The organism is Paenibacillus sp. NPDC058367 (assembly GCF_042723305.1).
Lineage (GTDB): Bacteria > Bacillota > Bacilli > Paenibacillales > Paenibacillaceae > Paenibacillus_AQ.
In genome coordinates, this window is sequence record NZ_JBHXIZ010000011.1 from 1 (window position 1) to 14,707 (window position 14,707).

Below are 14,707 nucleotides of genomic sequence, written 5' to 3' on the forward strand. Positions count from 1 at the left end.
CACGCGTACCCATCCCGAACACGACCGTTAAGCCCTCCAGCGCCGATGGTACTTGGACCGAAGGGTCCTGGGAGAGTAGGACGTTGCCAAGCACAATTAGACCACTGTTGAGTAATCGACAGTGGCTTTTTTGCGTTTATTATAGGCTGTGGAAAACTTGTGGATAAACATTTGGATTTGCAGAAAAGTTACGCACATGTGGATAGATGATTGAAAGAGAAATAATCTCTAAATAGTGTGGATTAAATACATATTTATATGGATCTGTCAACAGAAAACCTAAGTAATACACGGGTTGCTGTGGATATAACCGGGATTATGTGGATAGAGCTATTGATAAGTGGATAACTATTTTAACTTGGATGTGACAAGATTTCAAGACTATTTTTAAAACTGCATAGAGCTGTGGATAACTAAAATAAAGTTATAAATAATGTAATAGATTAGCGCACAATTGAAGCTCTTGTTATACTTATCCTAAAAGTAATTTTATAAAGGATGAGGTGAGTTTGTGGTAATAAGACAGTTACGTTCAGAAGAATTCGATGCAAGCATGAACTTGTCAGAATATGCTTTTCAGTACAAGCTTCCTAGTGAAAAAAGGGCAAGTGCTAAGGAAAGATTCAAGGCTGAACAGGTATGGGGTGCTTTTGAGGACGGAACATTGGAAGCTAAATTGACGATTATTCCTTTCCAAGTCTACATACAGGGCAGAGTGGTACCTATGGGTGGTATAGCAGGAGTGGCTACATGGCCAGAGAACCGCAGACAAGGACATGTGGCAAATCTATTGTCTCATGCGCTGCATACGATGAATGAGGCAGGTCAAATGCTCTCTTTTCTACACCCGTTCTTGATTCCGTTTTATCGTAAATTTGGCTGGGAGGTTTATTGTGAATATAAGAAATACTCTATTCCAGTAGCGAAGTTTCCCAAAAAGGTCGAAGTTGAGGGCAAGGTTAAACGGGATATAAAAGATATCGAAGTATTAGATAGCCTATACAATCGATTCGCTGTCAGATATAACGGGACACTTAAGCGCGATTTGGACTGGTGGGAGAACTCTGTTCTAGATGATGAAGGAAAGAGTGCAGTATTTTACTCCAAGAGTGGTGAACCAGAGGGATATGTGCTGTATAAGGTAGAGAACAGAGAACTGGTTATTGATGAATTTGTTTTTTTGAATGAACAAGCTCGGCAGGGGCTGTGGACATTTCTTGCGAACCATGATTCGATGGTGACCGGTGCATCCTTAAAGCTGGTGCCTTCGGATGACATATTACCTTTCTTGCTGCCAGATCCACGTATAGGACAAGAGAATTATCCTTATTTTATGGGGCGGATTGTTAATGCCAAGTCATTCATTGAAACTTACGCCTTCAGAGGAAACAGTAGTCAAAAGAAGCAGCTTATATATATCGAAGATAAGTATGCACCTTGGAATGATGGGTTATGGGCATGGAATATCTCTAATGAGGGCTCGGCTACTTTGATTCGAGTGGAAGGGGAACGGGCGGAAGCAGACTTGAGATGTGATATAGGCACTTTGACGGCCTTGATGCTTGGATACAAACGACCAACAGAGATGGCACGTTATGGAAGTGTCTCTGGCCACGCAGCAGCACTGGAATGGTTTGAAGAAATTATTCCACAAGCACAGACAGCTTTATTTGATCATTTTTAAAAATATAAGAAAATATAAGTTTCATGCTATACATTATCCTTATATTTCTCGCATAAACGCTTATCGCCCTAATAAGGATACCGAAGGCGTTTATACTTGACAAAAATTAGGCTCTCCCCTTCGAAAGAAGTTGGGAGAGTTCTTTATTTCCGAATACATTCGCTGAAAAAAGTGAAAAATAAGAGAATCCACTTGGAATTAGCACAGAATATGTTATAATATTAAAAAGTCAAAGAAAGTCAAAGTCAACGAAGCATAATGACATCTATCCGATCTTCTGAACACGTGGGATTATCCACAAATGTTTAAGTTCAATTAAAGACCATTGTCATTATGAATGCAAGTTGCAATCGGTATTATAAAGATTTAAGCACTGGAGGATGAGTGATGCGCAATATCTCTGATATTATCGAACAATATCTGAAGAATATTTTGCATGAAAGTCCCGAAGGTACGGTGGAAATCCAGCGAAATGACCTGGCGGACCAGTTCTCATGCGTACCGTCACAGATCAACTATGTCATCAGTACACGCTTTACTCTGGAAAAAGGTTATGTGGTGGAAAGTAAGCGTGGTGGCGGGGGATATATTCGTATTCAACGTTTTGAATTACCACCTAACGTAGCACTGCATGCCCATTTAAACCATACTATAGGTGGCGGGATTGATCAGAACGCTGCTGAAGGGCTGATTTATCAGCTGGAGGAAGCTGGTTTTCTAAGTAAGCGTGAAGCGTGCCTTATGCGCGCTGCTGTTTCTCGGGAATGCCTAACGGTTAAGATTCCATACCGGGATGAGATTCGTGCCAAGATTATGAAGGCGATGTTAATCTCTTTGTTAGGCAAATAATTGTCAACCATAAGGGAGGGGCTTTCGCTTATGCAATGCCAGGAATGTGGCGTCAAGCCGGCAACACTCCACTTCACTAAGATCGTGAATGGAGAGAAGACGGAGTTTCATATCTGCGAGAGCTGTGCACGGGAGAAGGGTGAACTCATTCCCGGAACGGCTGGAGGATTCTCTATCCACAGTCTGCTCTCAGGTCTGCTTGATCTTGAAGGTGCCGGCAAGGAGAAGTCGGCTGCAACGAAGACTACGCAGAGTCTGCAATGTGAGAATTGTGGGATGACGTACTCCCAGTTTAGCAAATTAGGCCGTTTTGGCTGTAGCTCCTGTTATGAATATTTTAACAGTGCACTGGACCCGCTTTTTAAGCGAGTGCATGGCAGTACTTCACATGTAGGTAAGATTCCGAAACGTGCAGGAGCTCAGATTGTGTTTAGACGCCAAATTGATGAACTCAAGCAGGAATTACAGCAAAGTATTACACAAGAAGAATTCGAGAAAGCAGCGGAGCTGCGAGATCAGATTCGTAAACTTGAAAAAGAAATAGCACAAGAGTAAAGTCTTTGATATATAGGGGGGATATGACATGTCAAGTCTCCGATTTACTGAACAAGCGCTTAGTGATTGGATGCGTTCTGGAGGTAGTCACTCCGAGATTGTAATTAGCAGTCGTATGCGTATTGCCCGTAATCTAGAGCATCTTCCGTTCCCAATGCTGGCTTCCTTAGAGCAATCGGAAGAAGTATTAGAGCTACTGGCTCCTGTGTTTCATGAGGAAGCAGCTGCAGATTTCGGATCTTTTCAACTCCTAAAGCTTGATGAAGTGAATGAACTGGACAAAAAGGTACTGGTTGAGAAGCATCTAATCAGTCCTAACTTGGCTAATGATTCGCGCAGTGCGGCTGTCTTATTAAATGAAGATGAGTCGGTCAGCATCATGATTAACGAAGAGGACCATCTGCGAATCCAGTGTCTGTTTCCTGGTCTTCAGGTTAGAGAAGCATGGGATCGTGCGACGGCGATCGATGATATATTCGAGGCAGCAGTCAATTACGCTTTTGATGATAAAAGAGGATATTTGACTAGTTGTCCCACCAATGTTGGTACTGGGCTTCGTGCCTCGGTAATGCTGCATCTACCAGCGCTTGTAATGACTCATCAGATCAATCGCATATTGTCTGCAGTGAACCAAGTGGGATTGACTGTAAGAGGAATTTACGGTGAGGGTAGCGAAGCAGTAGGGAACATCTTTCAAATTTCTAACCAGATCACTCTCGGTCAAACGGAAAGTGAAATTATAGAGAACCTTCACAGTGTAGTTACCCAGATTATTGAGCATGAGCGAAATGCACGTGAACGGTTGCTTGTTGATTCCGCCCTGAGAATAACAGACCGAGTGAAGCGTTCTTACGGAATTTTATGTTATGCAGCTCTTATGGAGCTTAAAGAATCTGCTCAACGCTTGTCTGATGTGAGACTTGGGGTTGACCTTGGTATTCTGGAAGGTCTTTCGATTTCAGTGCTTAATGAACTTAACGTTAAGACACAGCCAGGATTTCTGCAAAAGATGTTCGGCGATGAGCTGAACGCTACTGAACGAGATATGTATCGGGCAAAACTGCTCCGAGAGACACTGGGAACACAACATTAATATAGATATTTATTATTCATGGAGGTGCAGGAGATATGATGTTTGGAAGATTTACGGAACGCGCACAAAAAGTGCTAGCGCTGGCGCAGGAAGAAGCTGTTCGTTTAGGACACAACAATATTGGTACAGAACATATTTTGCTCGGACTTATTCGTGAAGGAGACGGCATTGCTGCTAAGGCATTAATAGCTTTAGGGCTAGGTCTTGAAAAAATCCAAGACGAAGTGGAGACACTGATTGGCAGAGGTCAAGAACAGCCTACGAACATTGCTTATACTCCTCGCGCTAAAAAAGTGATTGAGCTGTCGATGGACGAAGCCCGCAAATTGGGTCATACGTATGTTGGCACTGAGCATATTTTGCTTGGACTTATCCGTGAAGGGGAAGGTGTCGCGGCTCGTGTGCTTAATAACCTCGGCATCAGCTTGAACAAAGCTCGTCAACAAGTTCTTCAGCTCCTGGGAAGCAGCGAGGCTGCGTCTAGTCATAGCGGGACTCCGGCTAACGTCAGCACACCGACCCTAGATGGTCTTGCGCGCGATTTGACCGCTTATGCTAAGGAAGGTAATCTAGACCCAGTTATCGGCCGTAGTAAGGAAATTGAACGTGTTATTCAGGTACTGAGTCGCCGGACTAAGAATAACCCGGTACTGATCGGTGAACCTGGTGTTGGTAAAACAGCTATCGCTGAAGGACTTGCACAAAAGATTATCAATAATGAAATCCCAGAAACACTTCGCGACAAACGCGTCATGACGCTCGACATGGGCTCAGTAGTGGCTGGAACAAAATATCGCGGTGAGTTTGAAGACCGCCTCAAGAAAATTATGGATGAGATTCGCCAAGCAGGTAATATCGTGCTCTTTATCGATGAGCTTCATACGCTAATCGGTGCTGGTGGCGCAGAAGGTGCGATTGACGCATCTAACATTCTTAAGCCGGCTTTAGCCCGTGGGGAACTTCAGTGCATTGGTGCGACTACGCTTGACGAATATCGTAAATATATTGAAAAAGATGCAGCATTGGAGCGTCGTTTCCAACCGATTACGGTGGATCAGCCTTCTCCAGAGGAAGCGGTCCAAATTCTTTTCGGACTTCGCGATCGTTATGAAGCGCATCACCGTGTGAAGATTACGGATGAAGCTATTGTGGAAGCAGTGAAGTTGTCCGATCGTTACATCCCGGACCGTTTCCTGCCAGATAAAGCGATTGACCTTATCGATGAAGCAGGGTCTAAAGTAAGGCTTCACTCTTACACCATCCCGCCAAATCTGAAGGAACTTGAAATGCGCTTGGATGATATTCGCAAGGAGAAGGATTCCGCAGTGCAGAGTCAAGAGTTTGAAAAAGCGGCGGCCTTGCGTGATACAGAGCAAAAAATCCGTGAAGAGCTTGATACGACAAAAAATCAATGGAAAGAAAAACAGGGGCGCACGGATTCAGAGGTTACACCTGAAGACATCGCACAGGTTGTAGCTAGCTGGACGGGTATACCTGTAAGCAAGCTGAAGGAAGAGGAGACCGACCGTCTACTTAACATGGAGGCTTTACTGCATGAACGAGTGATCGGTCAGGACGAAGCTGTTAAGGCAGTTAGCCGGGCACTACGCCGTGCGCGTGCGGGTCTTAAAGATCCGAAACGTCCAATGGGTTCCTTTATCTTCCTCGGTCCTACAGGTGTAGGTAAAACTGAGTTGGCTCGTGCATTGGCTGAAGCCATGTTCGGCGATGAGAATGCGGTCATCCGTATTGATATGTCGGAATACATGGAGAAGCACTCCACGTCCCGCTTAGTAGGAGCCCCTCCTGGATATGTTGGCTATGAAGAGGGTGGCCAATTAACTGAGAAGGTTCGCCGTAAACCTTATTCTGTAGTGCTGCTTGATGAAATTGAAAAAGCGCACCCAGAAGTATTCAATATTCTGCTGCAAGTTCTTGAAGACGGTCGTTTGACTGACTCTAAAGGACGGGTAGTCGATTTCCGTAATACATTAATTATTCTGACTTCTAACGTAGGCGCACAAGCGATCAAGAAGAATTCGACACTTGGATTCACAGCTGTGCAAGATGCTGGAGCAGAATACGGTAATATGAAGGGCAAGGTTATGGAAGAGCTTAAGAAGAGCTTCCGTCCTGAGTTCTTGAACCGGATTGACGAAATCATCGTCTTCCATTCCCTCGATGAGAAGCATATTGCTGAAATCGTTACGTTGATGTCTGATGAGCTGCGCAAGCGGCTGCGTGAATATGATGTTGATTTCGTACTCACGGATGCGGCTAAGGCGTTCCTGGCTAAGGAAGGTTACGACCCAGCCTTTGGTGCACGTCCATTACGTCGTGCGATTCAGAAGCATATTGAAGACCGTCTTTCCGAGGAATTGTTGAGAGGAAATATCCAAAAGGGTGATTCGCTCAACATTGATGAAGTTGGCGGAGAACTTGTAGTGAATAAAGTGGATGCTCCTGTAGCGCCATTGCTTGAAAAAGAAGTAGAATCCGAATAAAAAAACGGAATAAAAAAAGCTTCCGCTCCTCAGTTTATAGAGGGACGGAAGCTTTTTTAATATAAATTTATCACTTAAAAATATACATTTAGTACAAATTCCGAATGACCTTTCGTTAAAGGGGCAGAAATGGTAAACTTTCATTAGAAGAAAATATCCGCAATTTAAAAGTTCGGACCGTAAGGAGAACAAATGGCTAAACCAAAAACTAAATTTTTTTGCACCGATTGTGGATACGAATCGCCAAAATGGTTCGGAAAATGTCCCGGGTGCCAAGCTTGGAACTCCATGGTGGAGGAAACGGAAAGCGTAGTCAAAACACAGGGAATGAATGCCCCTATTTTTCATAGTAAAGAAAAGGCACAATCGATCATAAGTATAGAAAGTGACAAGGAACCGCGCATACTGACAGGTATAGGTGAGCTTAACCGTGTTCTCGGTGGGGGGATCGTGCCAGGATCGCTGGTACTAGTAGGGGGAGACCCAGGAATCGGTAAATCTACGCTCTTATTACAGACGTCGCATGCTCTGACAACTCAGGGATTGCGAGTGCTGTACATTTCGGGCGAAGAATCGGTAAGGCAAACTAAACTACGTGCGGATCGCCTCGGTGCGTTGTCAGCTGAGCTATATGTACTATGTGAGACGAATATGGAAAGCATAGAAGAAGCGATTGAACAAATTCAGCCGCAATTTCTTGTTATCGATTCAATTCAGACTGTATTTATGCCAGAAGTAACTAGTGCGCCAGGTAGTGTGACCCAGGTTCGGGAATGTACGACAAGATTTATGCGTATCGCTAAGATTCGGGGAATTGCTACAGTTCTCGTTGGGCATGTCACCAAGGAAGGCGCTATTGCAGGCCCACGGATGCTTGAACATATGGTGGATTGTGTGCTGTATTTTGAGGGAGAGCGGCATCATACGTATAGACTCCTGCGGGCTGTAAAGAACCGCTTCGGTTCAACGAATGAAATCGGCATTTTCGAAATGGGTGAAGTGGGTCTAACAGAAGTAGAAAATCCATCGGAGCTCTTCTTATCGGAGCGTCCACTCGGCGTAGCCGGATCTACAGTCGTGGCTAGTATGGAAGGGACTAGACCGGTGCTTGTTGAGCTTCAGGCTCTTATCGCTGCCACTCATTTCCCCTCCCCACGCCGGGTGTGCACAGGTATGGATCACCAGCGGATGGCACTCATTATCGCTGTACTTGAGAAGCGGATGGGCATGTTTCTGCAAAATCAGGATGCATACCTTAATGTTGCTGGAGGAGTGAAGCTGGATGAACCGGCGATTGATTTAGCAGTAGCTGTTAGTATCGCTTCCAGCTTTCGTGATATTTCAACAAAACCTTACGATGTTTTCTTCGGTGAAGTAGGACTTACAGGTGAAGTAAGAGGTGTTTCACGCGCGGAAATGCGTGTGAAGGAGGCCGCGAAGCTAGGCTTCCGGCGGGTGATCATGCCAGAGAAAAGTTTGAAAGGCTGGAAGCACCCGCAAGATATCCAGATTATTGGCGTCAGTACCGTAGCAGATGCACTATCGGTCGCGTTAGATTAGGGGGCACAGGGATTATGAAAGAATATAACCAATTAGAGAATATGAATGATCTGCTCAGACTGGCGGCACCGGGGACACCCTTTCGGGAAGGTCTTGAGAATGTGCTGCGCGCTAAGACGGGAGCACTAATCGTCGTTGGGTATAGTCCTGAGGTGATGGAGGTAGTGGATGGAGGATTCTCCATTAACTGCGATTTTTCGCCCAATTATTTATATGAGCTCGCCAAAATGGACGGTGCCATTATTCTTAGTGAGGATTTGAAACGAATTTTGTATGCAAATACACAGCTAATTCCGGATTCGTCCATCTCTTCAATCGAGACAGGCATTCGTCACCGGACCGCCGAGCGCGTAGCGAAGCAAACAGGTAAACTGGTTGTTTCTATTTCACAGCGCCGCAATATTATTACCCTGTATCAAGGTTCCATTCGGTATGCGTTAAAAGAAATCGGAGCTATTTTGGCTAAAGCTAATCAAGCGATTCAGACCCTCGAAAAGTACAAAGCGGTTCTTACACAAGGACTGACGAATTTGTCTGCTTCGGAGTATGAGGGAATCGTCACCGTAGCTGAAGTGGTCGGAGTGATTCAGCGGGTAGAGATGGTTCTACGCATAAAAATGGAGATCAAACGATATATAAATGAACTAGGCAATGAAGGACGCTTAATCAGCATGCAGATGGAAGAACTGGTTGGAAATACAGAGGAAGAAGCATGGCTCCTATACAGAGACTATGCTAAGGAAGAGCAAGAAGATAAAATTCGTGAAATTATTGCCGGTCTCAAACGTATTAGTGATGATGACCTAATGGATGACAACCATATTGCTCGATTGCTGGGCTACTCTTCTACGGCAATTTCTTCCGAAGAGGTGGTTACTCCGCGTGGTTATCGTCTGCTCAACAAGATTCCGCGGCTTCCAAATGTGATCATTCATAATCTGGTGGAGCGGTTTGAAATGCTGCCTAATTTGATGTCTGCAAGCATAGCTGAACTGGATGAAGTGGACGGAATTGGGGAGGTGCGGGCTCGTAATATTCAGGATGGGCTCAAACGTTTACAGAAGCAAGTTCTTATTGACAGGCAAATGTAAATAACATACAATCACGTAATATTGGAGCTGTTTAAGGCCAATGTGAGAAAATTGAGGTGAAGAAATGATACAAAAATCAATTCCGAGTCTTTTTACCATAGGTAACTTGATGCTCGGAATGTTTGGTATCATGATGGCGTTTGACGGTAAAGTTAGCATGGCCGCTATCATGGTTATTATTGCTATGCTGTTAGACGGATTGGATGGCCGAGTTGCTCGTGCACTTAAATGTGAGAGTGAATTTGGTAAGGAACTGGACTCTTTGTCTGATGTCGTTTCTTTTGGAGTAGCACCGGCTGTTATTATGTACGTCTCAAGCCTGCATGATTTAAATTCTGCATTAGCCTGGACAGTAACTGCAATTTTCCCGGTGTTTGGTGCATTGCGCCTAGCTCGCTTTAATGTTCATCCAGGAGTTCCTGGTTATTTCATCGGATTGCCAATTCCTGCTGCTGGTGGTGTACTTGCCACATTAGCTCTTTTTAATAAAGATGTTTCTGCTCCATTTATGATCGTGGCTACATTGCTCTTATCATATTTGATGGTCAGCACTGTTAAATATCCTAATTTTAAGAAGGTTGGATTACCTAAAAAAGTGGTTGTCGGAGCGCCAGTAGTCATTGTTGTTGCCGTGGCTGTTGCTGTTGTGTTCCCTGAACAAATTGCTAAGCTAATCTTCGTCTTACTTGGCATTTACGCGTTATATGGTTTTAAACAAAACATCGATCGATTGACAGCCAGACGCCGTCACCGTCGTAGAAGACGTTCTGAAGATAAAGTGTATCACTCGAAGAACGGTTAAAGCAGTCTTGTAGTAAGGTTGAACTAATATAATTATAGCTAGAGGCTTTGTCGTCCTTAGGGGATGGCAAAGCCTTTTTGCAATTCCAGCGCTACCCCAAGTTTATCGTCTTGAAAATTGGAACATACTGGTGAGGTATAGATCATTCAAGGATGAATAAAAAGGAGGTGCGTTAGGTTATGTGGAAAAAAGTGATATTGTCTTTTGCTTTAATATGTGGTGCTTGGTCTGGTTTTTCGCTATACCATGCGCTTGAAAGAGGATTCCCCAAGGGAATGGAAAAGCTGAGTGAAAGTTTACCTGTAGAGGGAAGCATTTTATTTACGGTGCTGGGTGCCATTATTTTTTTGTTTGCGGGGTCTTTATGCGCGGAATGGGGAGGTTCAAAACTGCGGGAGGCGGTTCTGTACTGTTCGCGTATACCAATGAATGAATTGGCTGCAGGTGCAGCTGGGCTTACAGGAGGGCTTTTGCTATCTCTTCTGTTATATCCTGCTATGATTTGGCTTGGAAAAGCTGGGCAGTTGCTGCAGGTACCCGTTACGTTAGCTTTTGGATATATGGGGCTGCGGATCGGTCTGGAGAAAAAAGAGGAACTAGCTGCACTTTGGACAACTGGACGCTGGGGGCAAGCGGCTGAACCGGAAGGTCGTGGCCTGGAGGAGCATAAAATCCTCGATACGAGCGTTATTATTGATGGGCGGATCGCCGACATTTGCAAAACTGGATTTATTGAGGGAACGATTGTCATACCGGAATTCGTACTTGAGGAGCTCCAGCATATCGCAGATTCTTCCGATCTACTGAAACGTAATCGCGGACGGCGGGGACTTGATATTCTCAATAAAATCCAAAAAGAGCTCGATGTGAAGGTATTAATCTACGAGGGAGATTTTGAAGAAATCTCTGAGGTGGATAGTAAGCTGGTGAAGTTAGCGAAGGTACTGCGAGGTAAAGTAGTTACCAATGACTTTAACTTGAATAAGGTTTGCGAATTACAAGGAGTCTCAGTCCTGAATATTAATGATCTTGCGAATGCCGTGAAGCCCGTAGTGTTGCCTGGTGAGGAAATCGTAGTTCAGGTCATTAAGGATGGCAAAGAGCATGGACAAGGCGTAGCCTATTTAGACGATGGAACAATGATCGTTGTGGAAGGCGGACGGGAATATATCGGAACTACGATGGAGGTTCTCGTCACGAGTGTGCTTCAAACCTCAGCTGGACGGATGATATTTGCGAAGCCAAAGCTCTTGGAAAAAGCACAATAAGCGTAGATAAAGTGCATGGCAAATGTCCTATGGGTTGGAAATGCCCGCCAAACACGTTATGATGGGAATATACGTGAAAGACAGGAGCCTGAGTAATGTCAAACAGTGTGGGCGTCGTCATTGTGGCGGCAGGCAGAGGAACGCGAATGGGGACTGTAGAGAGCAAGCAATATCTGTTACTGCAGGGGAAACCAATCATCGTTCATACGCTGGAAGTATTTCAGCAGCACGAATTGATTTCTGAAATCGTGCTCGTAACCGGTAAGGAAGATATTGAGCGCTGCCGGGAATGGATACAGCTCTATAAGCTGGACAAGGTTAAGGCTATAGTACCTGGTGGATCTGAGCGTCAGCATTCCGTACATAAAGGATTGTTGAAACTTACGACACAGTGGGTAATGGTACATGATGGTGTTCGTCCGTTTGTGCAGCCGAATGAAATTGAGGCATGTTATGAGCGAGCGAAGCAGATCGGTGCTTCAGTTCTTGCTGTACCCGTCAAAGATACGATCAAACAGGTAGATAACGAAGGCAAAGTACTGTCTACGCCGGATCGGCGAAGTCTGTGGGCGATTCAAACCCCGCAGACTTTTCGTCTTTCTGAATTGCTGGATGCCTATGCGGCCGCGGAGCGGGATGGATTTCTAGGTACTGATGATTCCAGCTTGGCAGAGCGTGCTGGTATTCCGGTTTCTGTGGTAGAGGGAAGCTACAGAAATATTAAGATTACGACGCCAGATGATTTGGATTTTGCGGAATTCACAGAAAGAAACAGGGGAGAGGGACAATCATGATCGCTGTAGGACAAGGGTTTGATGTACATCAACTGGTTGAGGGAAGGCCTTGTATTATTGGAGGCGTTACGATTCCTTATGAAAAAGGATTAGTAGGACATTCCGATGCCGATGTGCTGCTGCACGCAGTAAGTGACGCGATTCTAGGCGCACTAGGACTTGGTGATATTGGCAGACATTTTCCGGACACAGATCCAGCGTTTAAGGACGCGGATAGCTTGAAATTATTAGAACAAGTGTGGGCACTTGCTAGCGAGCGAGGTTATAAGCTTGGAAATATCGATTCAACGATTATTGCCCAAAAACCAAAGATGGCGCCATACATTCCACAAATGACGGAGATTATTGCTCGTGCGCTTCACGCGGACCCGTCCAAGGTGAACGTTAAAGCTACGACTACTGAACAGCTTGGTTTTGCTGGTCGTGGTGAAGGAATTGCCGCACAATCTATTGTCTGTCTACTCCAAGATGTGATATCATCTTGAGATGGTCTAAGTAGCAAATCTAAGTTTTAACCATATGAAGCGGAGGGAATATAATGACGGATCAAGTCCGGGTGCGTTACGCACCGAGCCCTACGGGACATTTACATATAGGTAACGCCAGAACGGCGCTGTTTAACTATCTGTTCGCCCGTAATAAAGGCGGTAAATTCATTATCAGAATTGAAGATACAGACGTGAAGCGCAATGTCGCAGGCGGCGAAGAGAGCCAGCTTAAGTATTTGAAATGGCTAGGCATGGATTGGGATGAGAGTGTTGATGTTGGCGGAGAGTACGGACCTTACCGCCAGACTGAACGTCTTGACCTATATCGTGTATATTGGCAGGATTTGCTGGACAAAGGTTTGGCTTACCGCTGCTACTGCACAGAGGAAGAACTGGAAGCAGAACGTGAAGAACAGACTGCACGTGGAGAAACCCCTCGTTATTCCGGCAAACACCGTGATTTGACGGAAGAACAACGCCTTGCCTTTGAAGCTGAGGGACGAGTAGCTAGCATTCGCTTCCGTGTACCAGAAGATCGTACGTACACGTTTGATGATATTGTAAAAGGTACTATTTCTTTTGATACGAAAGAAATGGGTGATTTTGTTATCGTGAAGAAGGACGGAATTCCGACCTATAACTTTGCGGTAGCTGTTGATGATTATCTGATGGCTATCACCCATGTACTACGTGGGGAAGATCATATTTCCAACACACCACGTCAGCTTATGATCTATGAGGCTCTTGGTTGGAACCCCCCAATATTTGGTCATATGACACTGATTGTCGGTGACAACCATAAGAAGCTTAGCAAGCGGGATCAATCTGTAATTACATTTATTGAGCAATATGATGAATTGGGTTACTTGCCTGAGGCTTTGGTTAACTTCATTTCTCTACTGGGCTGGTCGCCAGAGGGAGAAGAGGAGATCTTCAGCAAAGAAGAACTTATTTCTATTTTTGATGCGGACCGTTTGTCCAAAAGTCCGGCTGTATTCGACAAGCACAAGCTGGCGCATCTAAATAATCACTATATTAAGCATGCTGATCCTAAACGGATCTCGGCATTAGCGATTCCACATCTGCAAAAAGCGGGGAAAATACCGGCTGAGCTGAATGATGAGCAGCAGGCATGGGCAGAAAGCCTTGTAGCACTGTATCAAGAGCAGATGAACTCTGCCTCCGATATCGTAGAGCTATCTGAACTATTCTTCCGCAGCCATCTCGAGTTAGAAACAGAAGCGGCGCAGGTTCTGGCGGAAAGCCAAGTGCCTGAAGTCTTGTCTGCTTTCCTAGCTAAGGTTGAAGCTTGTCAGGATTTCAGTGCTAGTAATATGGCTGTACTGATCAAGGAAGTGCAGAAAGAAACAGGGCACAAAGGCAAAGCGCTCTTTATGCCGATACGTGTGGCTTTGACCGGACAAACGCACGGACGTGATCTTAATATAACGATTGCTTTGCTCGGCCAAAACCGTGTCATCGAACGTTTGAAATCACAAATTAAAGGAGCTTAAGGTAGTATTACTTATCATTAAGCCTCTTGTCAGTCCCTTAGCTTTTACGCTAAGATAGAACCATATGATAATAGCTGTGATCAGGAGAAGTACGTCCATAAAGGCAATTACCAGAGAGAATAACCGAGAAAGGGATACCCTTTCGGGCTGGGAGTTATTCATTTGTCCGGGGCAGAACATGCGCCTGTGAGCTGCACGGTTGAACGATCCTAAAGGCTCGTTAGATCGCGCCGGGTACATCGCCGTTAATGATGCCAAGTGGAACGAAGGAACTCTGCCGATGGTAACAACAGCAGTCTGTTTGATTCGTTCAAGCAGAGTGGAACCGCGGTTAAACGTCTCTGCAGCTTTATGCTGCAGGGGCTTTTTTTGTTTCAGGGTATCTTTTCTAATATAACAAACCAAGCAAACACCCACAGCATATGTATGATAAGAATGATGGATTGGAGACAATACCTTCCTTGTGTACCTGTAAACAGGAGATGGGGGAGTCAAGAAGAGAGGA

Annotated in this window: 13 protein-coding genes and 1 rRNA gene; 13 read left to right on the top strand and 1 reads right to left on the bottom strand. The window is 45.0% G+C overall.

Translation table 11 applies throughout. From position 1 onward, the window contains the following. The 13 genes from rrf to gltX form a co-directional block, all read left to right on the top strand. Positions 1-92: ribosomal RNA gene (gene rrf / locus ACFWMP_RS30275) — 5S ribosomal RNA — on the top strand; the annotation flags it as partial. Between the two features lie 419 nt (positions 93-511). Further along, positions 512-1,684, top strand: coding sequence for a GNAT family N-acetyltransferase (locus tag ACFWMP_RS30280; RefSeq protein ID WP_379426047.1), 1,173 nt, complete (start codon positions 512-514; stop codon positions 1,682-1,684). A gap of 387 nt (positions 1,685-2,071) precedes the next feature. Beyond that, on the top strand, positions 2,072-2,533 hold the full coding sequence (locus ACFWMP_RS30285) for a CtsR family transcriptional regulator (protein ID WP_042131251.1): 462 nt from the start codon (positions 2,072-2,074) through the stop codon (positions 2,531-2,533). A gap of 30 nt (positions 2,534-2,563) precedes the next feature. Then, positions 2,564-3,088: a protein-arginine kinase activator protein McsA gene (gene mcsA, locus ACFWMP_RS30290; RefSeq protein WP_042192214.1), complete on the top strand. Its 525-nt coding sequence runs from the start codon at positions 2,564-2,566 to the stop codon at positions 3,086-3,088. 28 nt (positions 3,089-3,116) lie between these two features. Then, positions 3,117-4,181 carry a protein-arginine kinase McsB gene (gene mcsB, locus ACFWMP_RS30295; RefSeq protein WP_042192210.1) on the top strand — a complete coding sequence of 355 codons (1,065 nt, stop codon included), beginning with the start codon at positions 3,117-3,119 and terminating at the stop codon, positions 4,179-4,181. A gap of 35 nt (positions 4,182-4,216) precedes the next feature. Continuing rightward, on the top strand, positions 4,217-6,685 hold the full coding sequence (gene clpC / locus ACFWMP_RS30300) for an ATP-dependent protease ATP-binding subunit ClpC (protein ID WP_042131248.1): 2,469 nt from the start codon (positions 4,217-4,219) through the stop codon (positions 6,683-6,685). A gap of 192 nt (positions 6,686-6,877) precedes the next feature. Next, entirely contained in the window at positions 6,878-8,245 is a 1,368-nt protein-coding gene (gene radA / locus ACFWMP_RS30305; RefSeq protein ID WP_042131247.1) for a DNA repair protein RadA, read from the top strand. Positions 8,246-8,259: 14 nt separating this feature from the next. Continuing rightward, positions 8,260-9,336, top strand: a complete 1,077-nt coding sequence (disA, locus tag ACFWMP_RS30310) for a DNA integrity scanning diadenylate cyclase DisA (protein ID WP_042131246.1) — start codon at positions 8,260-8,262, stop codon at positions 9,334-9,336. Positions 9,337-9,400: 64 nt separating this feature from the next. Then, complete coding sequence (gene pssA / locus ACFWMP_RS30315; RefSeq protein WP_042192208.1) at positions 9,401-10,138, top strand: CDP-diacylglycerol--serine O-phosphatidyltransferase; 738 nt, start codon at positions 9,401-9,403, stop codon at positions 10,136-10,138. Between the two features lie 179 nt (positions 10,139-10,317). Beyond that, a complete protein-coding gene (locus ACFWMP_RS30320) occupies positions 10,318-11,406 on the top strand; it encodes a PIN/TRAM domain-containing protein (protein ID WP_042131244.1) in 1,089 nt (362 codons plus the stop codon). A 95-nt stretch (positions 11,407-11,501) separates the two neighbouring features. Next, positions 11,502-12,200 carry a 2-C-methyl-D-erythritol 4-phosphate cytidylyltransferase gene (ispD, locus tag ACFWMP_RS30325; protein ID WP_042192206.1) on the top strand — a complete coding sequence of 233 codons (699 nt, stop codon included), beginning with the start codon at positions 11,502-11,504 and terminating at the stop codon, positions 12,198-12,200. Then, positions 12,197-12,685: a 2-C-methyl-D-erythritol 2,4-cyclodiphosphate synthase gene (gene ispF / locus ACFWMP_RS30330; RefSeq protein ID WP_042192203.1), complete on the top strand. Its 489-nt coding sequence runs from the start codon at positions 12,197-12,199 to the stop codon at positions 12,683-12,685. Before ispD ends, ispF begins: the two co-directional genes overlap by 4 nt. Positions 12,686-12,738: 53 nt before the next feature. Beyond that, entirely contained in the window at positions 12,739-14,202 is a 1,464-nt protein-coding gene (gene gltX / locus ACFWMP_RS30335; protein WP_042192201.1) for a glutamate--tRNA ligase, read from the top strand. Here the strand turns inward: gltX and ACFWMP_RS30340 are convergent. After that, positions 14,182-14,607, bottom strand: coding sequence for a hypothetical protein (locus ACFWMP_RS30340; RefSeq protein WP_379426053.1), 426 nt, complete (start codon positions 14,605-14,607; stop codon positions 14,182-14,184). The two genes, gltX and ACFWMP_RS30340, sit on opposite strands and share 21 nt — an antisense overlap. Between the last annotated feature and the right edge of the window lie 100 nt (positions 14,608-14,707).

Coding starts and splice junctions, on each gene's coding strand:
- disA (WP_042131246.1), top strand. CDS start 8,260: ATGAAAGAATATAACCAATTAGAGAATATGAATGATCTGCTCAGACTG.
- radA (WP_042131247.1), top strand. CDS start 6,878: ATGGCTAAACCAAAAACTAAATTTTTTTGCACCGATTGTGGATACGAA.
- pssA (WP_042192208.1), top strand. CDS start 9,401: ATGATACAAAAATCAATTCCGAGTCTTTTTACCATAGGTAACTTGATG.
- mcsB (WP_042192210.1), top strand. CDS start 3,117: ATGTCAAGTCTCCGATTTACTGAACAAGCGCTTAGTGATTGGATGCGT.
- gltX (WP_042192201.1), top strand. CDS start 12,739: ATGACGGATCAAGTCCGGGTGCGTTACGCACCGAGCCCTACGGGACAT.
- ACFWMP_RS30320 (WP_042131244.1), top strand. CDS start 10,318: ATGTGGAAAAAAGTGATATTGTCTTTTGCTTTAATATGTGGTGCTTGG.
- ispD (WP_042192206.1), top strand. CDS start 11,502: ATGTCAAACAGTGTGGGCGTCGTCATTGTGGCGGCAGGCAGAGGAACG.
- ispF (WP_042192203.1), top strand. CDS start 12,197: ATGATCGCTGTAGGACAAGGGTTTGATGTACATCAACTGGTTGAGGGA.
- mcsA (WP_042192214.1), top strand. CDS start 2,564: ATGCAATGCCAGGAATGTGGCGTCAAGCCGGCAACACTCCACTTCACT.
- ACFWMP_RS30285 (WP_042131251.1), top strand. CDS start 2,072: ATGCGCAATATCTCTGATATTATCGAACAATATCTGAAGAATATTTTG.
- clpC (WP_042131248.1), top strand. CDS start 4,217: ATGATGTTTGGAAGATTTACGGAACGCGCACAAAAAGTGCTAGCGCTG.